At 63.7% G+C, this 23272-nt stretch carries 24 protein-coding genes; 4 read left to right on the top strand and 20 right to left on the bottom strand.

What is annotated here, in order from left to right; translation table 11 throughout:
• Positions 1–24: 24 nt before the first annotated feature.
• Positions 25–621, bottom strand: a complete 597-nt coding sequence (locus GT753_RS14675) for a TetR/AcrR family transcriptional regulator (protein WP_015376551.1) — start codon at positions 619–621, stop codon at positions 25–27.
• Positions 622–758: 137 nt separating this feature from the next.
• On the opposite strand from GT753_RS14675, the gene GT753_RS14670 reads away from it, so the two are divergent.
• Positions 759–1955, top strand: a complete 1197-nt coding sequence (locus GT753_RS14670) for an MFS transporter (RefSeq protein ID WP_021505391.1) — start codon at positions 759–761, stop codon at positions 1953–1955.
• 10 nt (positions 1956–1965) lie between these two features.
• Here the strand turns inward: GT753_RS14670 and GT753_RS14665 are convergent, their stop codons facing one another.
• Entirely contained in the window at positions 1966–2877 is a 912-nt protein-coding gene (locus GT753_RS14665) for a LysR family transcriptional regulator (protein ID WP_075684792.1), read from the bottom strand.
• A 108-nt stretch (positions 2878–2985) separates the two neighbouring features.
• On the opposite strand from GT753_RS14665, the gene GT753_RS14660 reads away from it, so the two are divergent.
• Entirely contained in the window at positions 2986–4188 is a 1203-nt protein-coding gene (locus GT753_RS14660; protein ID WP_015376548.1) for an MFS transporter, read from the top strand.
• A gap of 1 nt (position 4189) precedes the next feature.
• On the opposite strand, the gene fucP is transcribed toward GT753_RS14660, so the two are convergent.
• The 7 genes from fucP to GT753_RS14625 are packed head-to-tail and all read right to left on the bottom strand — an operon-like array spanning position 4190 to position 10351.
• A complete protein-coding gene (fucP, locus tag GT753_RS14655; RefSeq protein WP_160125726.1) occupies positions 4190–5419 on the bottom strand; it encodes an L-fucose:H+ symporter permease in 1230 nt (409 codons plus the stop codon).
• 40 nt (positions 5420–5459) lie between these two features.
• Complete coding sequence (locus GT753_RS14650; RefSeq protein WP_015376547.1) at positions 5460–5819, bottom strand: L-rhamnose mutarotase; 360 nt, start codon at positions 5817–5819, stop codon at positions 5460–5462.
• On the bottom strand, positions 5816–6592 hold the full coding sequence (locus GT753_RS14645; protein WP_015376546.1) for an SDR family oxidoreductase: 777 nt from the start codon (positions 6590–6592) through the stop codon (positions 5816–5818). Before GT753_RS14645 ends, GT753_RS14650 begins: the two co-directional genes overlap by 4 nt.
• Positions 6570–7433 carry an amidohydrolase gene (locus GT753_RS14640; protein WP_103687299.1) on the bottom strand — a complete coding sequence of 288 codons (864 nt, stop codon included), beginning with the start codon at positions 7431–7433 and terminating at the stop codon, positions 6570–6572. Before GT753_RS14640 ends, GT753_RS14645 begins: the two co-directional genes overlap by 23 nt.
• Before the next feature lie 14 nt (positions 7434–7447).
• Positions 7448–8725: an L-fuconate dehydratase gene (locus tag GT753_RS14635; RefSeq protein WP_160125725.1), complete on the bottom strand. Its 1278-nt coding sequence runs from the start codon at positions 8723–8725 to the stop codon at positions 7448–7450.
• A 14-nt stretch (positions 8726–8739) separates the two neighbouring features.
• Entirely contained in the window at positions 8740–9585 is an 846-nt protein-coding gene (locus tag GT753_RS14630; RefSeq protein ID WP_160125724.1) for a fumarylacetoacetate hydrolase family protein, read from the bottom strand.
• A gap of 25 nt (positions 9586–9610) precedes the next feature.
• Positions 9611–10351, bottom strand: a complete 741-nt coding sequence (locus tag GT753_RS14625; protein ID WP_021505398.1) for an SDR family oxidoreductase — start codon at positions 10349–10351, stop codon at positions 9611–9613.
• Positions 10352–10586: 235 nt separating this feature from the next.
• On the opposite strand from GT753_RS14625, the gene GT753_RS14620 reads away from it, so the two are divergent.
• Both GT753_RS14620 and ampH read left to right on the top strand, forming a co-directional pair.
• Positions 10587–11345, top strand: a complete 759-nt coding sequence (locus GT753_RS14620; protein ID WP_004933150.1) for a FadR/GntR family transcriptional regulator — start codon at positions 10587–10589, stop codon at positions 11343–11345.
• 126 nt (positions 11346–11471) lie between these two features.
• On the top strand, positions 11472–12614 hold the full coding sequence (ampH, locus tag GT753_RS14615; protein WP_015376541.1) for a D-alanyl-D-alanine-carboxypeptidase/endopeptidase AmpH: 1143 nt from the start codon (positions 11472–11474) through the stop codon (positions 12612–12614).
• Positions 12615–12647: 33 nt separating this feature from the next.
• On the opposite strand, the gene hpaC is transcribed toward ampH, so the two are convergent.
• The 11 genes from hpaC to GT753_RS14560 all read right to left on the bottom strand — a co-directional run bounded on the left by hpaC (position 12648) and on the right by GT753_RS14560 (position 23063).
• The gene (gene hpaC / locus GT753_RS14610; RefSeq protein WP_004933156.1) at positions 12648–13163 is read right to left on the bottom strand and encodes a 4-hydroxyphenylacetate 3-monooxygenase, reductase component; all 516 of its coding nucleotides are present in this window, start codon (positions 13161–13163) and stop codon (positions 12648–12650) included.
• 16 nt (positions 13164–13179) lie between these two features.
• Complete coding sequence (hpaB, locus tag GT753_RS14605) at positions 13180–14742, bottom strand: 4-hydroxyphenylacetate 3-monooxygenase, oxygenase component (protein ID WP_004933158.1); 1563 nt, start codon at positions 14740–14742, stop codon at positions 13180–13182.
• 178 nt (positions 14743–14920) lie between these two features.
• The gene (hpaA, locus tag GT753_RS14600; protein ID WP_004933161.1) at positions 14921–15817 is read right to left on the bottom strand and encodes a 4-hydroxyphenylacetate catabolism regulatory protein HpaA; all 897 of its coding nucleotides are present in this window, start codon (positions 15815–15817) and stop codon (positions 14921–14923) included.
• 34 nt (positions 15818–15851) lie between these two features.
• Positions 15852–17222, bottom strand: a complete 1371-nt coding sequence (hpaX, locus tag GT753_RS14595; protein ID WP_046688194.1) for a 4-hydroxyphenylacetate permease — start codon at positions 17220–17222, stop codon at positions 15852–15854.
• A gap of 3 nt (positions 17223–17225) precedes the next feature.
• Entirely contained in the window at positions 17226–18020 is a 795-nt protein-coding gene (hpaI, locus tag GT753_RS14590) for a 4-hydroxy-2-oxoheptanedioate aldolase (protein ID WP_015376539.1), read from the bottom strand.
• Positions 18021–18096: 76 nt separating this feature from the next.
• The gene (hpaH, locus tag GT753_RS14585) at positions 18097–18900 is read right to left on the bottom strand and encodes a 2-oxo-hept-4-ene-1,7-dioate hydratase (protein WP_015376538.1); all 804 of its coding nucleotides are present in this window, start codon (positions 18898–18900) and stop codon (positions 18097–18099) included.
• A gap of 14 nt (positions 18901–18914) precedes the next feature.
• Complete coding sequence (locus GT753_RS14580; protein ID WP_004933172.1) at positions 18915–19301, bottom strand: 5-carboxymethyl-2-hydroxymuconate Delta-isomerase; 387 nt, start codon at positions 19299–19301, stop codon at positions 18915–18917.
• A 9-nt stretch (positions 19302–19310) separates the two neighbouring features.
• Positions 19311–20168 carry a 3,4-dihydroxyphenylacetate 2,3-dioxygenase gene (hpaD, locus tag GT753_RS14575; RefSeq protein ID WP_015376537.1) on the bottom strand — a complete coding sequence of 286 codons (858 nt, stop codon included), beginning with the start codon at positions 20166–20168 and terminating at the stop codon, positions 19311–19313.
• A gap of 50 nt (positions 20169–20218) precedes the next feature.
• The gene (hpaE, locus tag GT753_RS14570; RefSeq protein ID WP_015376536.1) at positions 20219–21673 is read right to left on the bottom strand and encodes a 5-carboxymethyl-2-hydroxymuconate semialdehyde dehydrogenase; all 1455 of its coding nucleotides are present in this window, start codon (positions 21671–21673) and stop codon (positions 20219–20221) included.
• On the bottom strand, positions 21670–22434 hold the full coding sequence (locus GT753_RS14565; RefSeq protein WP_160125723.1) for a fumarylacetoacetate hydrolase family protein: 765 nt from the start codon (positions 22432–22434) through the stop codon (positions 21670–21672). The genes hpaE and GT753_RS14565 overlap by 4 nt, the downstream gene beginning before the upstream one ends.
• On the bottom strand, positions 22431–23063 hold the full coding sequence (locus GT753_RS14560) for a fumarylacetoacetate hydrolase family protein (protein WP_044029749.1): 633 nt from the start codon (positions 23061–23063) through the stop codon (positions 22431–22433). The genes GT753_RS14565 and GT753_RS14560 overlap by 4 nt, the downstream gene beginning before the upstream one ends.
• Positions 23064–23272: the final 209 nt, after the last annotated feature.

Genomic DNA, 23272 nt, shown 5'->3' with positions numbered 1-23272 from the left:
CGGCGCGGCGGCCGCCAGTAAAACTTAAGCAGAGGTGGAGCGCAGCCCGTTCAACAACAGGTTCAAACTGGCCAAGGCCTGCTCCAGCGCCACGTCTTTTTCCGGCTGATGGGCGACCCACAGCGCAGCATCCATCAGGCCGCCATTGATTAAATGCGCCAGCGCTTCCGGTTCGGCGGTAGCGATACGCCGCTGCGCCATCAACGCCTGTAAGGCCCCCGTCATCCAGGTGATGCAACCCAGCTTGCTGGCCTGCAGATAGTCGGCTCCCAGCACCGAGGGCGAATCACGCAACAGAATGCGCTGCGATTGCGGCTCCGTCATCATGATCAGATAACCGCGGCAACGCCCCGCGAAGGCCTCCCAGTCATCCGGCGTGCTCGCGGTAATGTCGGCCAGGCGCGCATCCATTTCGGCGTCGATTTCCTGCACGACGGCCAAAAACAATCCCTTCTTGTCGCCAAAATGGTGATAGAGCGCACCGCGCGTCATACCGGCTTGCGCAGTAAGCTCATCCATCACCGTCTCGGCATACCCCACGCCGCCGAACTGCTGACGGGCGGCCGCCACCAGCTTACGCCGGGTTTCTTCAATCATTTCTGTGCGCGCTTTACGTGCCATGGATTCACTCCCGTCTTGCCATTGATGACGTTATAATTGACATACGCCATGTATGTCAATTAACGTAACATACGTGGCGTATGTCAATGATGGGCATTGCGCGAATACCGAGCCGCCAACATTCAGGAACCCTATTCATGGCAAATCCTTATTTCACACTGTTCAGCGCACCGGGCAGCAAGGCGTTTTCCTCTGCCGGGTTGATCGCACGCCTGCCGATCTCAATGACCGGTATCGGCATCATCACCATGCTTTCGCAGGTACGCGGCTCCTATTGGCTGGCGGGTGCGGTGGCAGCGACATTCGCCTTTTCCATGGCGCTGCTCGCGCCGCAAATCGCACGCGCGGCGGACCGCTACGGCCAAAGTCGCGTGCTGCCCTACGCCACCGGGGTCAGCGCACTCGCCCTGTTGCTGCTGCTGATCTGCACCCACTATCGGGCGCCGGACTGGACGCTGTTCGTCTTCGCCGCACTCGCGGGCGGCATGCCCAGCATCTCCGCAATGGTCAGAGCCCGCTGGAGCGAAATTTATCGCGGCACGCCGCAGCTGCACACGGCGTTTTCATTCGAGTCGGTGTTGGACGAAGTGGCCTTTATCGTCGGCCCGCCGATCGCCGTGGGGCTCAGCGTTGCGCTCTTCCCTGAGGCCGGCCCTCTGGCGGCCGCGCTGCTTCTGGTGGCGGGCGTTTCGGCATTCGCCTGGCAAAAAAGCACTCAGCCCCCGGTTTATCCCCGCAATAACCAGCGGCAGCGCGCCATCCTGGCCATGCCGTCGATGCAGATCCTGGTGCTGGCGCTGATCGCGCTGGGCACCATCGTCGGCACCGTGGACGTCATCAGCGTGGCCTTCGCCGAGCAGCAGGGGCAGCCGGCCGCCGCCAGCATCGTGCTGTCGGTTTACGCAGGCGGCTCCTGCCTCGCCGGGCTGATTTTCGGCGCAATAAAGCTGCCGTCCCCATTGCCTCGGCAGTTCTTATACGCCGCCTTCGCCACCGCACTCACCACGCTGCCGCTGCTGTGGGTGCACAATGTCTTAACGCTGGCGGCGGCGATGTTTGTCGCCGGACTGTTTTTCGCGCCGACCATGATCGTCGCCATGGGGTTAGTTGAACGCCTCGTGCCGCCTTCACGCTTGACGGAAGGATTGACCTGGATGGTGACCGGCCTGGGGGTTGGCGTGGCGCTCGGCGCCGCCTTGGCGGGGCTGGCGATCGATGCGGTGGGGATCAAGGCCGGCTTTGGCGTCACGCTCACGGCCGGCCTGGTCGTACTGCTGGTGGCGGCCGGCGGCTATCGCTTAATGCGGCGAACGCTGGCCGTGCAAGCGGCATGAACCGCTCGCGCTAGGCGCTTTCCCAAATCGCCTTGCCCTGCCAGCGCCGTTCGATCGCCGCCAGAAACAGTTTCACCTTGGGGGAGAGGTGGCGCCGGCTGGGATAGACGGCGCAGATCGGCGGCCCCGGGCGACAATAGCGCTCCAGCACCGGCACCAGCGTGCCGGCCGCAATCTGCTCGCCGACCAGAAACGCTCCTACCTGACACAGACCGGCCCCGGCGACGGCCGCATCACGCAATGCCTCGACGTTGTTGAAACGCATCCGGCCGCGCACCGGCTGTTCGTGCAGTTGACCGTTAACCCGATAGCGCCACGGCGCCGGCAACCCCTGATGGCTGAAGACCAGCGTCTCATGATCGCCCAACGCTTCCGGTTTCGCAGGCGTACCGTGCCGCGCCAGATAGTCTGGCGCCGCGCAGGTGATCAGGCGGTGCGGCGCGAGCACCCGCCGCACCAGTCGGCTGTCGTCGCTGCCGCCGACGCGGATCGCCACGTCGATGCCGTCGCGCACCAAATCGCTGTAATCGTCGGAGAAGCTGACGTCGGCGTCCACCTCCGGCCACTGCGCCAAAAATTCCCGCAGAATCGGCAGAATATGCAACCGCCCCAACGAGACCGGCACATCCAGCCGCAGCCGCCCGCGCGGGGTTTGCCGCCGCGTATTGAGTGCCGTTTCCGCCTCTTCGGCCTGCGACAGGATACGCTGCGCATACTCGTAAAACACCGCGCCGTCTTCGGTCAGGCTGACGCTGCGCGTGGTGCGCTGCAGCAGCCGGGTCGCCAATCGCGCCTCCAATCGGGTCACGCATTTGCCCGCCGCCGAACGGGAGATGCCCAGCCTCTCGGCCGCCAGCGTGAAGCTGCAGGCGTCGGCGACGCGAATGAATACCAGCAGGTCGGTCAGGTTATCCAACGGCATAGACGGTAAATTAGCCACGATTTGTCCCCAATGTTGCGCATTCAGGCCAGTTTATCAGCCATTTTGGCGCGGATACACTGAAGTTCTTCATCTGTTGGGAGAGTCATTATGAGTGCCTTACACGCCGACGGCGGCGCAAAAGCGTGGCTGGCCACCTTCACGGTCGGCCTGTCCACCTTTACCGTCGTCACCGCAGAAATGCTGCCCGTCGGGCTGCTGAGCCCGATCGTCAATACACTGAACGCGACGATCGGCCGCGCCGGGCTGCTGATTTCCCTGCCGGCTCTGTTCGCCGCGCTGTTCGCCCCGCTGGTGGTGCTGGGCGCCCGGCGCACGGACCGCCGCGGCCTGTTGGCGGGCTTTCTGCTGCTGCTGATCGCCGCTAACCTGCTGGCCGCCGCCGCCACCTCCCTGGCCCTGCTGTTCGCCGCGCGCATCCTGCTGGGTTTTTGCATCGGCGGTATCTGGGCCATCGCCGGCGGGCTGGCGGAACGCCTGGTGCCGCCGGCCTCAGTCGGATTGGCGCTGTCCGTCATCTTCGGCGGCGTAGCGGCGGCCTCGGTGTTCGGCGTGCCGCTCGGGGTATTCCTCGGCGAAGCGCTGGGCTGGCGCCTGGCGTTTCTGGCGGTCGCCGTTCTGGCGGCGCTGACCCTGCTGCTGCTGGTGTGCGTGCTGCCGCCGCTGCCGGTCACGCAGGCGATAAGCTGGAGGTCGTTCACCGCGCAGCGCGCGAATCGCCGGCTGCTGACCGGGCTGCTGCTGACGTTTTTGCTGGTCGCCGGTCACTTTATGGCTTACACCTTTGTCCGTCCGCTGCTGCAGACGGTCTCCGGTATCGAGAGCCGCTGGGTGGGGCCGCTGCTGTTCGCCTACGGCGTCGCCGGCCTCGTCGGGAATTTCATCGCCGGCCAGGCCGCCGCCAAACGGCTGCGCCGCACCCTGGCGCTGATCGCCCTCGGGCTGGCGCTCGCCGTCCTGCTGCTGCCGCTGCTGGGCCACGCGCCGCTGAGCGGCGGCGCCTTCCTGCTGCTGTGGGGCATCGCCTACGGTGGCGTTTCCGTTGCGCTGATGGCGTGGATGCTCAAGGCGGCGCCCGATGCGGCCGAGGTCGCCTCTTCGCTGTATATCGCGCTGTTTAACCTGGCGATTTCCTGCGGTTCACTGGTGGGCGGGCTGGTGGTGGATGCCGGCGGCCTGACGATAAACGGCGCGCTGTCCGGCCTGGTGCTGCTGCTGGCGTTGGCCATCCTGATGGGAACCCGGCGGCAGATGCCAAAAGCGGCGGCGAAGGCCGATTCGCCGCCGGGGTGAATCAGGCGCGGCGCTGCCGCAGGCCGTAAACCAGCACCACCGCGAAGCACAGCAGCGGTAGCAGATAAGAGAGCGCGGTGCTGTAACGGTCGGCCAGCGCCCCCATAAAGTAAGGCATGATGGCGCCGCCGACGATCGCCATGATCATAAAGGAGCTGGCGCGCTTGGTGTGCTTGCCCAGATTTTTCACCCCCAGGGCGAAAATGGTCGGGAACATGATCGACATAAAGAAGAACACCGCGATCAGCGCCACCACCGATACGCCGTCGACGCTCAGCATCACCACGCCGCACAGCGCGATGTTGATCAGCGCATAGGCCGCCAGCAGCGTCGCCGGTTTGACTCGCCCCATCAGCCAGGTGCTGAAGAAGCGCCCGACCATAAAGCAGATCATGGCGATCGACAGCAGGTAAGAGGCGTTCTGGTTAGACACCTCGCGCCAGTGCTCGGTGGCGTAGTTGATGAAGAACGCCCCCACGCCCACCTGCGCCGCCACGTAGAAGAACTGTGTGATAACCCCGCCGACGAAATGCTGATGCTGCCACAATCCCTGCGCTATCACGCCGTGCACCGGTTTTTCCTCTTCGCGGATCGCCGGCAGCCGGGTGCGGCTGAACAACAGCGCGATCAGCAACACCAGCGCGGCGATCGCCACATAGGTCATCTTCACCGCGCTCTGATCGCCGTCGCCGGCGGACTGGCTGGCGGAGAAGAACAGCGTGCCGCCGATCAGCGGGCCGATAAACTGCCCGAGGCCGTTGAACGACTGCGCCAGGTTGAGCCGCCGTTCGGCGCCCTGCGCGTCGCCCAGCACTGTGGCGTAAGGGTTGGCCGCCGTTTCCAGGCAGCCCAGGCCGCTGGCGATAACGAACAACGCAAACAGGAACACGCCGAAGCTGTTGGCCGACGCCGCCGGCACGAACAGCAGCGCCCCCAGCGCGTACAGGCACAGCCCGACCAGAATGCCCGCCTTATAACCCTTGCGATCCATAAAGTACCCGGCGGGCAGCGCCACCAGGAAATAGGCGCCGAAGTAGGCCGCCTGCAGCAGCCCCGACTGCGCCTTGGTGACGTGCAACGTCTCCTGAAAATGTTTGTTTAATACGTCCAGCAGGCCGTAGGACAGCCCCCACATGAAGAACAGGCTGGTGACCAGGATAAAGGCCCAGCGCAGATTGGCGGTCACGGGGACGCCCGGCTGCGCGGAGGCCGCACTTTTTTCAGCAAGCATGGTGATACCCTCGTATCGTCTGGCGATGATGATGTTGGCGTTATTGCTGTTGCAGAGAGAAAATCCGCGCCATTTCCACCCATTTTTCGCCCTGCGGCGTCCAGGGGGTGGCGGCCTGGTAGTGCCACATCAGCGCTTCCCATCGCTGTACTTCGGGGTTGTTCAGGCTGGCGGCGTCAAAGCGCGCGGCGTCGAAATCGGCGCTGACCTCCACGATCATGAACAGCCGGGTGCCCAACCGGTAAATTTCCATGTCCAGAATGCCGTGCTCGCGCAAATGCGCGGCGATGCCCGGCCAAATGCGCTGATGATGCTGCTGGTACTCCGCAATCAGCGCCGGTGAGTCAATCAGATCGAGCGCCTGGCAGAAACGGCGCCGCCCTGCCGCCGCGCCGCTCACGTCAGCGCCCGATCGAGATGCAGGTAGCCGCCGTCCACCGACAGCCATTGCCCGGTGGTGTGCGATGACCGCGACGACAGCAGAAACGCCACGGTGTCGGCTATCTCCTGCGGCGTGGTCATGCGCTGCCCGAGCGGGATGCGCGCGGTGATTTTATCCATCTGCCGCTGCGGCTCGGCGAAGGTGTTGAGCCAGCGCTGGTACTGCGGGGTGATCACCTCCGCCGGCACCACCGCGTTCACCCGCACCCCCTCATGGCGCAGCGATACCGCCCATTCGCGCGTCAGCGCCAGCACCGCGCCCTTGGCGGCGGTGTAACCGCTGGTGCCCCCCTGGCCGCTGAGCGCGGTCTTGGAGGCGATGTTGACGATGGCGCCCCGGCTCTCCCGCAGCGCCGCCTGGCACAGGTGCGCCATCAGGTAGTAGTGCACCAGGTTCTTTTCCAGCGAGCCGACGAACGCCTCGCGCCCCGCCTCCAGCCCGACGCCGTCATTGACCCCGGCGTTATTCACCAGCCCGTCGATGCGGCCGAAGGTCGCCAGCGTATGGCTGACCGCCCGGCGGCAGGCCGCCTCGTCGCACAATTCGGTGAGGATCACCTCGGTGCGCGGCTGCAGCCGCTGCAAATCGGCCAGCAGCGCCGCCTCCGGCGCGGCGTTAGTGACCAGCACCGGGATCGCCCCTTCCTCGGCCAGCACATGAGAAATCGCCGCGCCAATGCCGGAACCGCCGCCGGTAACCAACACCACCTTATCTTGCAGATACAGATCCATAACCAGACTCCGTTAAACCGTAAATTCGCCAGGCGGTGCCGCCCCAAATCGCCGCCTGCTCGGCGGCCCCCAGCGTCGACAGCGCCTGTTCGCACAGTTGCACCACCTGGCGGTAGTCGCCGGCCAGCAGGCACACCGGCCAGTCGGAGCCGAACATCAGCCGCTGCGGGCCGAACGCCTCCAGCGCGGCGTCGAAGAACGGCAGCAGCTCCTCCGCCCGCCACCGGCCGCCCGGCGCCTCGGTGATCAGCCCCGAGAGCTTGCAGGCCACGTGCGGCAGCGCCGCCAGCGGCCGGATTTGCTGCGCCCAGTGCCGCGCGCCGCGGGCGATGTCCGGCTTGCCGAGGTGATCCAGCACCAGCCAGTGCTCGTCATGGCGGGCGGCGAACGCCGCCGCGGCCGCCAGATCCCGGTGCGTCACCAGGATCTCGTACACATACCCGGCGCGCTGCAGCGTTTGCATGCCGCGTTCCACCTCCGGCCGCGCCAACCAGGCCGCCGGATCCGCTTCGTCCTGCACCTGATGGCGCACCCCGCGCAGCGCGCGATAAGGCCGCAAAGTTTCCAGACGCTGCGCCAGCTGTGGCGAAGCGATATCCAGCCACCCCACCACGCCGCATACGCCCTCGCTCTGCTCAGCCAGCGCCAGCAAGGCCAGCGTCTCTTCCTCGCTGGGGCGCGCCTGCACCGCCAGCGCGCTGTCGAAACCGTGTTCCTGCAACAGCGGCCGCAGCCGGGGCGGATCGAAATCCTGCCGCAGCACGCGCATCCGCTCGTCGATCCACGGGTAATGCTGCGGGTGGTAGCGCCAGTAGTGCTGGTGAGCGTCGATGCGCGGCATGCGATCCCCCCGCTTCACCCGCGGAACCGATACTGCTCGATCGACGCCGGATGCATCTCGATCGAGTAACCGGGACGGCTCGGCGGCATGTAGGCCGCGCCCTTGATCACGCAGGGATCGACAAAGTGCTCATGCAAATGATCGACGTACTCGATCACCCGGCCCTCGTGGGTGCCGGCGATGCACAGGTAGTCGATCATCGACAGGTGCTGCACGTATTCGCACAGCCCGACGCCGCCGGCGTGCGGGCAGACCGGCAGCTGGTATTTGGCCGCCATCAGCATCACCGCCAGCACTTCGTTGACGCCGCCGAGGCGACAGGCGTCGATCTGCACCACGTCCACCGCGCCGCGCATGATGAACTGCTTGAACATGATACGGTTCTGGCACATCTCGCCGGTAGCCACCTTGACCGGCGCCACCCCTTCGCGGATGCGGCGATGCCCTTCCACGTCGTCCGGGCTGGTCGGCTCTTCGATAAACCAGGGCTTGGCGAACGCCAGATGCTTCACCCACGGAATGGCTTCATCGACTTCCCACACCTGGTTGGCGTCGATCATCAGCCGGCGATCCGGGCCGATCACCTCACGCGCGATGCGCACCCGGCGAATGTCGTCTTCCAGATCGCGCCCAACCTTCAGCTTCAGGTAGGAGAAACCGGCGTCGACCGCCTCCTGGCACAGGCGGCGCAGCTTGTCGTCCGGATAACCCAACCACCCTGCCGAAGTGGTGTAGCAGGGATACCCTTCCTGCAGCAGTCGTTCCAGGCGGCGTTCTTTGCCCTCGGCCCGCTGCTTGAGCAGCGCCAGCGCTTCCTGCGGCGTGATGCAGTCGGTGATGTAACGGAAGTCGATGCAGCGCACCAGCTCCTCCGGCGTCATCTCCGCCACCAGCCGCCACACCGGTTTGCCGACCGATTTGGCCCACAGATCCCACACCGCGTTGACCACCGCGCCGGTCGCCAGGTGAATAGCGCCTTTGTCCGGCCCGATCCAGCGCAGCTGGCTGTCGCTGGTGAAGCGCCGCCAGAAGGCGCCCATGTCAGCGGCGATATCCTCCAGCCGCTCGCCGACGATCTGATGCTCCAGCGCGCGGATCGCCGCGCAGCAGATCTCGTTGCCGCGGCCGATGGTGAACGTCAGCCCGTGGCCGCTGAGATCCGCGCGATCGGTCTCCAGGATCACGTAGGCGGCGGAATAGTCGGGATCCGGATTCATGGCGTCGGATCCGTCCAGCCCCAGCGACGTGGGGAAACGAATGTCTTCAACCCGCAGTGCGGTAATGGTGGTCATGGCGGCGCTCCCGGTTAAGCCTGTACGGTTTGCTGGCGCTGTTCGCCCAGCCCTTCGATGCCCAGACGCATCGTCTGGCCCGCCCGCAGGTAGATGGGCTGCGGTTTCTGCCCCATGCCGACGCCCGGCGGCGTGCCGGTGGAGATCACGTCGCCCGGCTGCAGGCTCATAAAGCGGCTGAGGTAGCTGACGATCTGCGGAATGCGGAAGATCATGGTGCTGGTGTTGCCGTCCTGATAGCGCTTGCCGTCCACCTCCAGCCACAGGTTCAGGCTGTGCGGATCGGCGATCTCGTCGGCGGTCACCAGCCAGGGCCCGATCGGCCCGAAGGTGTCGCAGCCTTTGCCCTTGTCCCAGGTGCCGCCGCGCTCAATTTGATATTCGCGTTCTGAGACGTCGTTGATCACGCAATAACCGGCGACGTGGCTCATCGCGTCCGTTTCGCTGATGTAGCGCCCGCCCAGGCCGATCACCACGCCCAGCTCCACTTCCCAGTCGGTTTTCTGCGAGCCGCGCGGGATCTCCACCCGGTCGTAGGGGCCGACCACCGCGCTGGTCCATTTGTTGAACACCACCGGTTCTTCAGGAATGGCCGCGCCGGTTTCCGCCGCGTGATCGGCGTAGTTCAGGCCGATGCAGATGAACTTGCCGATGCCGCCGACACAGGCGCCGAGGCGCGGCTGCCCCTCGACCAGCGGCAGCGCGGCGCTGTCCAGCGCGCGCAGTTTGGCGAGCGATGCCGGCAATAACGTGGCGCCGCCCACGTCGGCGATATGCTGCGACAGATCGCGCAGGCGACCTTGCGCATCCAACATCCCGGGGCGCTCTTGCCCGGGTTCCCCGTAACGTAAAAGTTTCATGCGTTCCTCTCTCAAAAATGGCGGCTCAGTTGCTCCAGCCGCCGTCGATGATCTGCACCGTGCCGGTGGTGTACGAACTGGCGTCGGAGGCCAGATACAGCGCCAACTGGGCGATCTCCTCGGTGGTGCCGATGCGCCCGATCGGCTGACGGGCGACGAACGCCTGATACACCTCTTGCTCGCTGCGCCCCTGTTCGCGCGCCTGCTCATTGATGCGCTGGCGCAGCGACGGCGATTCCACCGTGCCGGGGCAAATGGCGTTGCAGCGGATGCCCTGGGTGACGTAATCCGCCGCCACCGAGCGCGTCAGGCCGATCACCGCCGCTTTGCTGGCGCCGTAGGCGAAGCGGTTCGGCACCCCTTTCACGCTCGAAGCCACCGAGGACATGTTGATGATCGAGCCTTTGCCGCGCGCCAACATGCCCGGCAGGAAAGCGCGGATCATGCGGAACATCGCGGTCACGTTGAGATCGAGCGCGAACGCCCACTGATCTTCGCTGCAATCGAGGATCGATCCGCTGTGCACCACGCCTGCGCAGTTGAACAGCACATCGATCGGGCCGATCGCCTCCGCCGCCGCCGCGATGGCGGCCGGATCGGTGACGTTCAACGTCAGCGCGCGGATCCCGGCGCAGCCCTGCAGGCGCTCGAGGTTGATGTCGCTGGCGATCACCTCGGCACCGGCGGCGGCGAACAGCCTGGCGGTGGTAAAACCGATCCCTTGCCCGGCGGCGGTGATCAGTACGCGTTTCCCGGTTAAATCCATCTTGACTCCTCGGCCTAAAGGTCTAATGGTCAGGCCACTAAGGGCGATTAAAGGTCAGGCCTCTAACATGACAAAAGACGCTTTACGCGTTATCGTTGGGGGAAGAAGTTAATAAAACAGCCTTGAAACCACATTTCAATTAACCATTTTTTTACACTTGAATAACGATTACTCAAGCGCCTTGTCGCATAATTGTGCGCCAAATCACTGAACGCCGAATCGTCAAAGGTCAAAAATGCCGATTACCCGACTGGAAAACCCAAGGATTTACAGACAGATAGCCGACCAGCTCAAACGTCTTATCGAGAATAACGAATTTCCGCCTGGCAGCCGCCTGCCCTCGGAGCGCGATCTCGCCCAGCAATTGCAGGTCAGCCGCGCGTCGGTGCGCGAGGCGCTGATCGCATTGGAAGTGATCGGCCTGGTGGACGTCAAAGTGGGCAACGGGGTGATCGTCCGTTCGCAAACGCCACCGGCGGCGTCGCAGGAGTCGGTGATGGCCCAGGCCGGCCGCAACCAGTGGGCGGAGATCGACGACGAACTGAATATCGAGCTGGATTTCAACGCCGAGCTGCCGCCGTTTTCACTGCTGCAAACCCGCCTGCTGATTGAACCGGAGACCGCCGCGCTGGCCGCGCGCCACGCCACCGACGAGGAGCTGGCGGGCATCCGCGCCGCCTATGAGCAGAACTGCCGCGATAACCGCGCCGGCTCCGCCACCCACCCCGGCGATCGGCTGTTCCACATCCGCATCGCCCAGGCCAGCGGCAACCCGGCTTACGCGTTCATCATCGGTCATCTGCTCGGCCACCGCTACGGCAGCATGTTCCGCGTGCTGCAGCGCCACTATACGCCGGACGACATGCCGCACCGCTCCGAGCTGGAACACCGGGCGATCCTGGCGGCGATCGAAGCGCGCGATGTGCGCGGCGCCCGCAAGGCGATGAAGGCGCACCTGGACGAAGTGATCGCCATTTTCGCCCGCGCGCAGTAAGCCGCCGGCGGTTAAAAAATTTTATCGCCACCGCTCTTTTTTCTACATGCAGCGGGGGGGCGGGCGCATTACACTGGGCGATGGATTACGCCCTTTCCCGCTGCATTGTTAAATGGATAACGACCGTTGAAGAACTCTGTCTCCGCTTTATTGCTGGCGCTGGGCCTGTGCGCCGCGCCGCTGGCCGTGCAGGCCGCGCCCCCGCAGCTGGCTTCGCAAATCGTCGACCAGTATGCCGAACATATTTTCTACAACAGCGGCGCCACCGGCATGGCGCTGGTGGTGATCGACGGCAATCAGGTGGTTAACCGCAGCTTCGGCGACACCAAGCCCGGCAACAACCTGCGCCCGCGCCCGGATTCGCTGATCCGCATCGCCTCGATCACCAAGCTGATGACCAGCGAAGTGATGGTGAAAATGGCGGCGGCAGGCCAGGTCAAGCTGACCGACCCGCTGCGCAAGTACGCTCCCAAGGGCGCCTATGTGCCGTCTTACAACGCCGGCCAGCCGATCACGTTATTAAACCTGGCGACCCACACCAGCGCGTTGCCGCGCGAGCAGCCGGGCAAAAAGCCGCCGAAAACGCCGGTATTCACCTGGCCGACCAAGGCTCAGCGCTGGCAATGGCTGGCGCATGCCAACGTCACGGTGCCGCCGGGCGTGCGCGCCGCGTATTCCAACCTGGCGTACGATCTGCTGGCCGACGCGCTCTCGCGCGCCGCGGGCAAGCCTTACAGCGCGCTGCTGAAAGAGAAAATCACCGCGCCGCTCGGCATGGTCGACACCACGTTGACGCCGAGCCCCGAACAGTGCTCGCGCCTGATGGTGGCGGCGGCCGGCCCGAGCGCCTGTCGTGACACCACCGCCGCGGCCGGCAGCGGCGGCGTCTACTCCACCCCGCGCGACATGCAGCGCTGGATGCAGCAGTTCCTCTCTTCCAGCGCCAGCGGCCCGCGCAAAGCCACCGCCGCCAGCGAGCAAACCATGTACTTCCAGCGCCACGATCTGGTGTCGCTGAAGGGCATGGACGTGCCGGGACAAGCGGATGCATTGGGATTGGGCTGGGTGTATATGGCGCCGAAGGACGGGCTGCCGGGCATCATTCAGAAGACCGGCGGCGGCGGCGGATTCATTACCTACATGGCGATGATCCCGGCGAAAAACGTTGGGGTGTTCGTGGTGGTGACCCGTTCGGAGCTGAGCAAGTTCACCAACATGAGCGATCCGGTCAACCGCCTGGTGAGCGATCTGGCGGCCAACAAGAGTTGAGATGAGGGGCGCAGCCAACTGCGCCCCCACGCCTCAGGCCGGCACCGCCATCTGGTGGATCACCGAATGGAAGTTGCGCTTGAAGTAGATCAGGCCGTTGCCGGCTTCACTCAGCGCGATCTGCTTGATCTGCACCAGGTACATCTGGTGGGTGCCGATGCTCTGGATCTGCTCGATCTCCCCTTCCAGGCTGGCCAGGGTATTGCGCAATACAGGCTGCCCCAACGCGCCAAGCTGCCACTCTTCCAGCCTGAAACGATCTTCCATGCTGACGCCGGTCATGCCGGCGAAGTGGCGCGCCATCAGTTCCTGTTCGTGGTTGAGCACGTTGACGCACAGCCTGCGGTTTTCCTGAAATACCGGGTTCATCGCGCTGTTGCGGTTGATGCACACCAGCAGCGTCGGCGGCGTATCGGTTACCGAGCACACCGCCGTGGCGGTGATGCCACAGCGCCCCGCCGGGCCGTCGGTGGTGACGATATTCACCGCCGCCGACAGGCTGGCCATCGCGTCGCGAAAGCGCAGCCGCTGTTCATTTTCCTGAGACATACAACCTCCTCCTGAATTACTTCAGCAGATTATCCAACTGATTAATATCGTCATTGTTCCGCAGGTGCGGCACCTTCCAGCCGTGCTGATCGTAATCGGCCAGGCACTTGTCGACCATCTGCATCATGCGATCCATGTTGCCGGATCCCTGCGCGTGGCGCAGGCACTGCAGGCGGATCTCATCCTGGCTGCCGGCGTAGTTGATCTCATACAGCTCGTGACGGCCGCCGAATTCGCTGCCGATCGCATCCCACATCAGCTTGAGGATCTTGATGCGTTCGACGTGATCCATGCCGTCCGATCCGCGCACGTAGCGCGCCAGGTACTTGTCGATCTCCGGGTTGTTCATGTCGCGTACGCTGGACGGCAGGTAGATCAGGCCGCTGGTGACGTTCTTCTCGATGATGTGTTTCACCTTGGTGTAGGCCATCGGCGCCATCACGCGGTAGGTCTGCAGCGCGGCGGAATCCGGCAGGTAGGCACCGTTTTCCCATTGCGTGGCTTCGGCGCACATCGCGTCGCTCAGCGACCAGAACAGGTTGCGCCAGGCCACCACTTCGCCCAGATCGGCCTGCACGCCGCGGAACTCCAGCACGCCGGTACACGAGAGGCTCTTTTGCAGCAGCGCGGTGATGAAGTCCATCTTCACCGCCAGGCGCACGCAGGCCTGCAGCGGGAACAGCCGGGCGAAACCGCCCTGGGTGCTCCAGCGGCGACAGCGGTCGAAATCGCGGTAAATCAGCACGTTTTCCCACGGGATCAGCACATGATCCATGATCAGGATCGCGTCGTTCTCGTCGAAGCGGCTGGTCAGCGGGTAGTCGAACGGCGAACCGGTGGCGCCGGCCACCAGCTCGTAGGAGGCGCGCGAAATCAGCTTCACCCCTTCGGCGTCCATCGGCGCCACGAACATCAGCGCGAAGTCCGGATTATCGCCCATCACCTGCGCCGAACCGAAGCCGATGAAGTTGTAGTGGGTCAACGCCGAGTTGGTAGCCACCACTTTGGCGCCGCTGACGATGATGCCGGCGTCGGTTTCTTTCTCCACCTGAATGTAGACGTCCTTCACCTCGTTGACCGGCTTATGACGATCGATCGGCGGGTTGACGATAGCGTGGTTGAAATAGAGCCCGGTTTCCTGAATGCGTTTGTACCAGTGGCGCGCGTTGTCGGCGAACTGGCCGTAGAACTCCGGATAAGCGCCCAGCGCGCAGCCGAAGGCCGCCTTATAATCCGGCGTGCGCCCCATCCAGCCGTAGCTTTGGCGCGACCAGTCGGCGATGGCGTCACGCTGCTGGCGCATCTCCTCCGGGCTGCGGGCATAGCGGAAGAACTTGTGGGTGTAACCGCCGTTGCCGGTGTCGGTATTCCAGCACAGGCGATCCTGGCTGGCTGGATCGTGCAGCGCGTCGTACAGCTGGCCGACCGAGGCCGCCGCATTGCGGAACGCCGGGTGGGTGGTGACGTCTTTTACGCGCTCGCCGTAAATGTAAATTTCGCGGCTGTCCTGCAAACTTTTCAGGTATTCGGCGCCGGTGAACGGGCGTTTGCTGTCGGCACGAAAGTCTTCTGGTTTCATCGGGTCTTCCTCGTCATCGGCATTTTTCAGGCCGTGGAGTCGGCCATTTGTTAAAATAATGTTTTCTTTTGGTTGCTTAATTGAAGCTGCCAAAGCCGGTTTCGAGAAGAGACTTTTGCGGCAATCGCCGGTACTTTTCAGGTCAGTTTGCCGCTTTCGCGGCAAACTGTGATCGCGGTTACGAAAGGGCGTGTTGCGCCGCGCGGTAGGTCGAGGGGGAACAGCCTTCCAGCCGATTGAAAAAACGGGCGAAATAGGCAGGATCCTTGAAGCCGAGGCTGTAGGCGGTTTCATGCACCGTGCAGGCGCTGAACAGCAGCATGCGCTTGGCCTCGCGCAGTAGCCGATCGAAGATCAGCCGCTTGGGCGGCCGGTTGGCGAAGCGCCGACACAGGTCGTTGAGCCGCGATTCGGTCACCCCCAACGCCTGCGCATACTCCGGCACCGGCAGGTGCTCGCGAAAACGCTCGTCCACCATCTTGTTGAAGCGCTGGAACAGCTGCAGTTCGCCACGCACGCCGCTGTTGGCGCTGTCTTCCAGCGCGGTATTGCGCAACAGCAACGTGAACACCGCCTGCGCCAGCAGCGCCAGCGTCTGTTCGCGCCCGGCCAGGTTCTGCGCGAACTCGCGGCGGATCAGCGCCCAATAGTGGCTGAGCGCCGTCAGCTCCTGCGGCGCGTCGGCCAGCGACAGGCAGATGCCCGGCATGTCGAGCGCCAGGTTGCTGCCGGGGTACAGGCGCTCCAGCAGCGGCCAAATCAACTCTTGACGCACCGTCAGCACGTGGCCGTCGCTGTCCGGTTCGGTGAAGAACGCATGCGGCACCGACGGCGGCGTGAGGATGAACAGCGGCGCCTGCACCGAATAGTGCTGATCGTCGAGCTGCAGCTCTATCTTGCCGGTCTCCAGAAAATGCACCTGGAAGAAGCAGTCGTGCCAGTGCACCTGCATGTCGCGGCCAAAGAATGCCGCCAGCCCGGCGAAGGTTTCGTAGTGCACCTCGTCGGCGGCGTAGCGCGCGTCATACTCTTTGCAAATATCGATGTTGGCGATAAAACCGGTACTTTTCCGCACCTCATTACCTCCTGCAATCCTGCCTGTCTGCGTATCAAGGCGTCGCTCTCGGGCGCGAATCCTTCATCGGGATGCGCCACACCAGCACGGCGCCGACGATCAACAGCGCCGAGACGAAATACAGCCCGGAGTTGAAGCTGCCGGTCAGATCCTTGAACCAGCCGATCAGCAGCGGGCTGAGCGCCGATCCGATGTTGCCGGTGGCGTTGATCACGGCGATCCCCACCGCTCGCGCTTCCAGGCTGATCGACTGATCAGGCGTGGTCCAGAAGATCGCCATGGCGGTAAAGGAACCGACCGACGCCATCACGATCCCCAGCAGTTGGATCAGGCTGTGATCGGTGGCAGAAGCCAATAGCCAGCCGGCGGCGGCGAACAGGTACGGCAGCGCGGTGTGATGCTTGCGCTCCTGCAGCCGGTCGGATCGTTTGCTCCACCACACCATGCCGGCGATGGTGCAGATCTGCGGGATCGCCGCCAGAATGCCGATCGTCACGTTGCTGCTGCCCTGGTTGAAGCTCTGCAGGATCTGCGGCGTCCAGATATTGATCGCGCTCAGGGTGTTGGTCAGGCAGAAATAGGCCAGCGTATACATCAACACAATCGGCGTGAAAATCTCGCGCCACAGGCTGCGCTGCTGCAGCGCGCGGTGGCTGCTCGGCCCGTTGGGCTGCACCAGCTGCAGCTTATCGGCCTCCATCATCGCCTTCAGGCTGGCTTTTTCCTCGTCGGTCAGCCACTTGGCCTTGGCCGGCGTGTCGTCGAGGTAGAACCACACCACCACGCCCAGCAGCACCGACGGAATGCCTTCCAGCAGGAACAGCCACTGCCAGCCCTTCAGGTTCATCACCCCGTCCAGCGCCAGAATATAGCCGGAGACCAGCGAGCCGATCGCCATGGTCACCGGCATGGCGATCATGAACAAGGCGTTGGCGCGGGCGCGGTAGAACGCCGGGAACCAGTAGGTGAGGTACACCAGAATGCCCGGCAGGAAGCCGGCCTCGGTGATGCCGACGATCATGCGCAGCACATACAGGCTGGTCGGCCCGGTGGCGAACATGGTGCAGGTGGAGGCGATGCCCCACAGCACCATGATGGTGGCGATCCAGCGCCGCGCGCCGACCCGGCTCAGCATCATGTTGCTCGGAATGCCGAAGATCACGTAGGTGGCGTAGAACAGCGTCGCCGCCAGCCCGAACATGGTCGAGCTGAGGCCGAGATCTTTGCCCATCGTCAGCCCGGCGAAGCCGATGTTGATGCGGTCGAGGAAAGAGAAAACAAACAACACGAACAGGAAAATAATCAGGCGCCGAAACAACTTTTTAATCACCGATTGCTCGGCGGCGGTTAACGCTTTATGTTGCTGCGCCGGGTTGGCCGGCGGCAGCGAATCGACGTGGTTCATGGTTCAGTAGACTCCCGATGAAGGCGCTTGCGCCCCGCCCTGTTTGAACTCGTCCGCCAGGGCTTCCGCCGCCCGCGCCAGCAGGGTGGTATCCACCCCTACCGCGACGAACAGCGCGCCGGCTTCCAGATAGCGCTGCGCCAGCGCCTTGTTGGCCATCAAAATGCCCGGCGCCTTGCCGGCGGCGCGGATGCGCGCGATGGCGTCGTCGATGGTGCGCTGCACCTCCGGATGCTGCGGATTGCCGGCGAAGCCCATGTCGGCGCTGAGATCCGCCGGGCCGATGAACACGCCGTCCACCCCTTCCACCTGCAGGATCGCCTCCAGATTTTTCACCGCCTCGCGGGTTTCAATCTGCACCAGCACGCACATCTGCTCGTCGGCCTGCTGCAGGTAATCGGGCACCCGGTTCCAGCGCGAAGCGCGCGCCAGGGCGCTGCCGACGCCGCGCACGCCGTGCGGCGGATAACGCGTGGCGCGCACCGCGTCGCGCGCCTGTTCGGCATTCTGAATCATCGGGATAAGCAAGGTTTGCGCGCCGACATCCAGCAGTTGCTTGATGATCACCGCGTCGTTCCACGGCGGCCGCACCACCGGCTGGCTGGGGTAAGGGGCGACCGCCTGCAGCTGCCCCAGCACCGTCTGCACGTTGTTGGGCGCATGTTCGCCGTCGATCAACAGCCAGTCGAAACCGGCGCCGGCCAGCAGCTCGGCGCTGTAGCTGCTGCACAGCCCGAGCCACAGCCCGATCTGCGGGCGTTTTTCCTGCAGCGCTCGCTTGAAGTGGTTGGTTAACATCGTATTCTCCCTGACAAGCGGGCGCGGCGCTTGGCCCCCGCCCGGTTATTGCGGCCCGGTTCGCCGAGCCTGCTTATTAGACGAAGCGGCAGCTGATGCAGCCCATCGGGCCATAATCGACGTGGAAAGTATCGCCGCGCCGCGCCGGCACCGGCCGGGTGAAGGAACCGCCGAGGATCACCTGCCCCGCTTCCAGCTCCACCTCATACGGCGCCAGCTTGTTGGCCAGCCAGGCCACGCCGTTGGCCGGGTGGTTGAGCACCGCCGCCGCCACGCCGGACTCTTCAATCACGCCGTTGCGGTACAGCAGCGCAGAGATCCAACGCAGATCCAGCGCATCCGGCTTGATCGGCCGCCCGCCCATCACCACCCCGGCGTTGGCGGCGTTGTCGGAGATGGTGTCGAACACCTTGCGCGGCCGCTGCGTCTCGGGATCGACGTTGTGGCTGCGCGCATCGATGATCTCCAGCGCCGGAATGACGTAGTCGGTGGCGTTGTAGACGTCGAACAGCGTGCAGTTCGGCCCGCGCAGCGGCTTGGCCAGCACGAACGCCAGCTCCACTTCCACCCGCGGCACGATAAAGCGATCGATCGGAATGTCGCTGCCGTCGTTGAAGAACATGTCGTCCAGCAGCGCGCCGTAATCCGGCTCGGTGATCTGCGAGCTCACCTGCATGGCGCGCGAGGTCAGGCCGATCTTGTGGCCTTTGAGCGTGCGCCCCTCGGCGATCTTCAGATCCACCCACTGCCGCTGAATGGCATAGGCGTCTTCAATGGTGATCTCGGGATGATCGAGCGACAGCGCGCGGATCTGCTCACGGCTCTTTTCCGCCTGATGCAGACGCTGCACGGCGCGGTTAACCTGCTCTTTATCCAGCATTTACGCCCCCTTATTCACGCCTTGTTGAACAGCGCGTGGACATTGTTCTGTTTGTAATTCAGCACCGGATCCAGCTCTTCCATGGTGAAAGAGAGCGCCAGGTAACGCTGCGCCATCAGCGCGGCGAAGTGTTCCTTGATCAGCGCAAACAGCATCTCGCCCACCTGCTGACGGCTTTCCAGACTGCGGCCGTGGCCGATCTTCAACGTCATGTGCACGAAGGCGTAATCCTGCTTGCCGTCGGCCATCTGCCAGGTATCGAGCCAGATGGCCCGGCTGCGCACGCCGGCCAGCGGGAAGATGCCGGTCGCCGCCAGCGCCTCGTTGACCTTGGCGAACAGGGTGGGCAAATCCGCCTCGCGGCGGATATTGTCGGTACATTCAGCGTAAAAATGGGGCATTCACACACCTCAGGCTTCAGCGGGCAAAGGGAACACGGCGTTGACCTGCCCGGTGCCGGAACTGGCGAACAGCGGGGTGATGAACTCCACCTTGCCGTCGTACTTGTCCCAGCCGAGCAGGCCCAGCAGCATCACGGTGTCGTGCATGTTGCCTTCGCCGTAGCAATAATCGGCATACTCCGGCAGCATTTCGCAGAACTCGCGAAAGCGCCCCTCTTCCCAGAGCTTGACCACCCGTTCGTCCATTTGCTGGTCGAACTGACGGGTATAGCTGTTCATGCCCTCTTCGGCGCGCTGATCGTCGATAAAGCGGTGTGACAGCGAGCCGCTGGCCAGCACCGCCACGGTGCCGTCGTATTTTTCTATGGCGCTTTTGAGCGCCTCGCCCAGCCGGCGGCTGTCGGCGAAGTCATGCACGGTGCAAAACGCCGAGATCGACACCACCTTGAAATGCTTGTCGGCATTCATGTAACGCATCGGCACCAGCGTGCCGTATTCCAGCTTCAGGCTCGGGATGTCGTGCGCCTTGGCGCGTACGCCCCGCTTGCAGGCTTCATCGGCGATCAGCTGGCCCAGCGCCGGGTTGCCGTCGTAGTCGTAAGTCATGTCGCGGATGAAATGCGGCAGCTCGTTGCTGGTGTACACGCCGGAGAAATGCGCGCTGCAGTTGATGTGATAGGCGCTGTTCACCAGCCAGTGGGTGTCGAACACCACGATGGTGTCGACGCCCATCTCGCGGCAACGCGCGCCGATCTCTTTATGGCCGTCGATGGCCGCCTGCCGGCAGCCAAAGTTTTTCCCAGGGATTTCCGACAGATACATCGATGGCACATGTGTAATCTTGGCGGCTAACGCTAACTTACCCATAAGTCCTCACATGAAACAAAAATGATTCCGTGAACGATGCCGAGGCCTGATTAAACGCCCCAGCGTGGGATCGGGTGATCACCCATGGAAATACACACGTTCTTCATCTCGGCGAACACTTCGAAGCTGTATTCGCCGCCTTCGCGGCCGGTGCCGGAGGCTTTCACGCCGCCGAACGGTTGGCGCAGATCGCGCACGTTTTGGGTGTTGACGAAAACCATGCCCGCTTCGATGCCGCGGGCCAGGCGCAGAACCTTGCTCACATCCTGCGTCCAGATGTACGACGCCAGGCCGTACTCCACGTCGTTGGCCATGCGCAGGCCGTCTTCTTCTGATTTGAACGGCAGCAGGCAGGCCACCGGCCCGAAGATCTCCTCCTGCGCCACGCGCATCCGGTTGTCGACATCCGCCAGCACCGTCGGGCGCAGGAAGTTGCCGTGGCTCAAGCCGGCCGGTTTATCCGGGCCACCGGCCAACAGGGTCGCCCCTTCCTCCACCCCGAGGCGGATATAGCCGGAGACTTTTTCCCAGTGCTGCGGGCTGATCAGTGCCCCCACCTGGGTGTTGGGATCTTGCGGATCGCCGACGCGCAGACGGTTGGCGCGCTCGGCGAAACGTTTGACGAATTCCGGGTAGATGCTCTCCTGAATGAAGATGCGCGAACCGGCGGTGCAGCGTTCGCCGTTGATCGAGAAGATGGTGAACAGCGCGGCGTCGAGCGCCCGCTCGATGTCGGCGTCTTCAAAGATCAGCACCGGCGACTTGCCGCCGAGCTCCATGGAGAATTTCTTCAGCCCGGCGCTTTCGATGATGCGCCGGCCGGTGGCGGTGCCGCCGGTGAAGGAGACCGCGCGCACGTCTTTATGGCGCACCAGCGCGTCGCCGGCGGTGGCGCCGTAGCCCTGCACCACGTTCAGCACCCCGGCCGGAATGCCGGCTTCCAGCGCCAGCTCGCCCAGGCGATCGGCGCTCAGCGGCGACAGTTCGGACATTTTCAGCACCGCCGTGTTGCCCAGCGCCAGGCAAGGCGCGGTTTTCCAGGTGGCGGTCATGAACGGCACGTTCCACGGCGACACCAGCGCGCAGACCCCCACCGGCTGCACCAGCGTGTAGTTGAGCATCTTGTCGTCCACCGGGTAGGTCTTGCCGTTCATCTGCTGGCACACCTCGGCGAAGAATTCGAAGTTGTGCGAGGCGCGCGGGATCAGCACGTTTTTGGTCTGATGGATCGGCAGGCCGGTGTCGGCGGTTTCCATTTCGGCGATCTGCGGCACGTTCTGGTCGATCAGTTCACCCAAACGGCGCATCAGGCGCGCGCGCTCTTTCATCGGCGTGTTGGCCCACTTGGGGAAAGCCTCTTTCGCGGCCGCCACCGCCTGGTCGATCTCCAGCTGGCCGCCGGAGGCCACTTCCGCCAGCACCTCGCCGTTCGCCGGGTTGGTGGTGGTGAAATACTCTTTGCTGGCGACGTTCTTGCCGTTGATCCAGTGGTTGATGGTTTTCATCGTAGGCTCTCCTCGTAATCTTTTTCACTGATAATGTGGTTAACCAAACGGCCGATGCCCTCGATCTCCACCACCACTTCGTCGCCCGGCCGCACGTCGGCCAGCCCTTTCGGCGTGCCGGTGGCGATCATGTCGCCCGGCTGCAGCGTCATGAATTCGCTCAGGTAGGCGATCAGGAACGGAATGTCGAAAATCATGTCGGCGGTACTGCCGCGCTGGCGCAGCTCGCCGTTGACGTAGGTGCTGAGCGCCAGCCGGTGCGGATCGGCGACGTCGTCGCGATCGACGATATACGGCCCGATCGGCGTCAGGGTATCGCGGCTCTTCACCCGCAGATTCGGCCGGTAGTAGTTTTCCAGGTAGTCGCGGATGGCGTAGTCGTTGCACAGGGTGTAACCCGCCACATACTCCATGGCGTGCTCGCGGCTGACGTTGCGTGCGGTCTTGCCGATCACCGCCACCAGCTCGGCTTCGTAATGCATGTACTCCACGTCGGCCGGACGCACCGATACCTGACGATGGCCGGTCAGAGTGTTCGGCGCCTTGAGGAACACCAGCGGCTCTTCCGGTGCCTTGAATTCCAGCTCGCTGGCGTGGTCGGCATAGTTCAGCCCCAGGGCGAACACCGTGCCCTGCGCCGGCGGCAGCCATTCCACTTCGCGCTCCTGCAGCACCTCGCCGTTCGGCAACGTGACGCGCAGCTGGTCGTCCACCTGAACGTTGACGATCTGGCCATGATGGCGAATACGGGCATGTTTCATGATGCGGCTCCTGCCTGGGTGACGCGGTTGCTCAGAGTGGGCAGGCCGGCGGCGCGCACCGTCACCTCATCCCCCGGTTTGATCGCCACCCGCTGGTGCGGGGTGCCGATCAGCACCGCATCGCCCGGCTGCAGGGTGATGAAATCGCTGATGGCGGCGATCAGCTCCGGCACCGAGCGCACCAGATCGGCGGTGGACCAGCGATCCTGCTCCACGCCGTTGATCTCGGTGACGATCTCCAGCCGATCGGCATTCTCCAGTTGGCCCATCTCACCCAGCGGGCAGAAGCCGTCGCGGCATTTGGCCTTGATCGCCGGGCGATAGAAGCTGCTCTCCGGCAGGCTGACGTCGTTGGCCAACGCGTAACCGGCCAGATAACGGCTCACCTGCGCCGCCGGCACCTTGCGCGCGGTGTCGCCGATGATCACCGCCAGCGTGCCACCGCTCTGCACGGTTTCACCGGCCGGAAACGGGATCGCCCCGCCGTTGGCGAGGTGGGTATTGCGCGGTTTGATAAACCACACCGGGGTTTTGGGCGGGGTCTGGTACGGCGGCTGGTGAAACGCCTGATCCCAGGCGTCCAGTTGGCTGCGGTGGTTCAGCGCAACGGAAAATACGGTGCCTTTCATGCGAACTCCTCCAATGGCAAAACATGACAACCGGCATTCATTAATATATTAATGATTACTTTTATACGCTGTGCAGCTTTTACGCAACGCGCTTGGAATGATTTGTGATCGTGATAACAAAATATTCACAAACAACAAACATTGGCGTGATTATTCAACGCATTAATCATTTTTATCGCCATTTTTCGCTGCGCTACGCATTTTTGCTT

It is taken from the genome of Serratia sp. Z4 (genome assembly GCF_009900725.1).
Lineage (GTDB): Bacteria > Pseudomonadota > Gammaproteobacteria > Enterobacterales > Enterobacteriaceae > Serratia > Serratia nematodiphila.
This window is presented reverse-complemented; position numbering and strand designations above follow the sequence as displayed.

Excerpts from the sequence above, each read along its gene's own strand:
- GT753_RS14640 (WP_103687299.1), bottom strand. The coding sequence starts at position 7,433 with ATGCCGCGCATCGACGCTCACCAGCACTACTGGCGCTACCACCCGCAG.
- hpaB (WP_004933158.1), bottom strand. The coding sequence starts at position 14,742 with ATGAAACCAGAAGACTTTCGTGCCGACAGCAAACGCCCGTTCACCGGC.
- GT753_RS14635 (WP_160125725.1), bottom strand. The coding sequence starts at position 8,725 with ATGACCACCATTACCGCACTGCGGGTTGAAGACATTCGTTTCCCCACG.
- hpaH (WP_015376538.1), bottom strand. The coding sequence starts at position 18,900 with ATGCTGGATAAAGAGCAGGTTAACCGCGCCGTGCAGCGTCTGCATCAG.
- GT753_RS14580 (WP_004933172.1), bottom strand. The coding sequence starts at position 19,301 with ATGCCCCATTTTTACGCTGAATGTACCGACAATATCCGCCGCGAGGCG.
- GT753_RS14630 (WP_160125724.1), bottom strand. The coding sequence starts at position 9,585 with ATGAAACTTTTACGTTACGGGGAACCCGGGCAAGAGCGCCCCGGGATG.
- GT753_RS14675 (WP_015376551.1), bottom strand. The coding sequence starts at position 621 with ATGGCACGTAAAGCGCGCACAGAAATGATTGAAGAAACCCGGCGTAAG.
- GT753_RS14565 (WP_160125723.1), bottom strand. The coding sequence starts at position 22,434 with ATGAAACATGCCCGTATTCGCCATCATGGCCAGATCGTCAACGTTCAG.
- GT753_RS14670 (WP_021505391.1), top strand. The coding sequence starts at position 759 with ATGGCAAATCCTTATTTCACACTGTTCAGCGCACCGGGCAGCAAGGCG.
- GT753_RS14560 (WP_044029749.1), bottom strand. The coding sequence starts at position 23,063 with ATGAAAGGCACCGTATTTTCCGTTGCGCTGAACCACCGCAGCCAACTG.
- GT753_RS14660 (WP_015376548.1), top strand. The coding sequence starts at position 2,986 with ATGAGTGCCTTACACGCCGACGGCGGCGCAAAAGCGTGGCTGGCCACC.
- hpaI (WP_015376539.1), bottom strand. The coding sequence starts at position 18,020 with ATGTTAACCAACCACTTCAAGCGAGCGCTGCAGGAAAAACGCCCGCAG.
- GT753_RS14620 (WP_004933150.1), top strand. The coding sequence starts at position 10,587 with ATGCCGATTACCCGACTGGAAAACCCAAGGATTTACAGACAGATAGCC.
- GT753_RS14665 (WP_075684792.1), bottom strand. The coding sequence starts at position 2,877 with ATGCCGTTGGATAACCTGACCGACCTGCTGGTATTCATTCGCGTCGCC.
- hpaE (WP_015376536.1), bottom strand. The coding sequence starts at position 21,673 with ATGAAAACCATCAACCACTGGATCAACGGCAAGAACGTCGCCAGCAAA.
- GT753_RS14645 (WP_015376546.1), bottom strand. The coding sequence starts at position 6,592 with ATGGATCTGTATCTGCAAGATAAGGTGGTGTTGGTTACCGGCGGCGGT.
- hpaD (WP_015376537.1), bottom strand. The coding sequence starts at position 20,168 with ATGGGTAAGTTAGCGTTAGCCGCCAAGATTACACATGTGCCATCGATG.
- hpaC (WP_004933156.1), bottom strand. The coding sequence starts at position 13,163 with ATGTCTCAGGAAAATGAACAGCGGCTGCGCTTTCGCGACGCGATGGCC.
- GT753_RS14625 (WP_021505398.1), bottom strand. The coding sequence starts at position 10,351 with ATGGATTTAACCGGGAAACGCGTACTGATCACCGCCGCCGGGCAAGGG.
- fucP (WP_160125726.1), bottom strand. The coding sequence starts at position 5,419 with ATGCTTGCTGAAAAAAGTGCGGCCTCCGCGCAGCCGGGCGTCCCCGTG.
- hpaX (WP_046688194.1), bottom strand. The coding sequence starts at position 17,222 with ATGAACCACGTCGATTCGCTGCCGCCGGCCAACCCGGCGCAGCAACAT.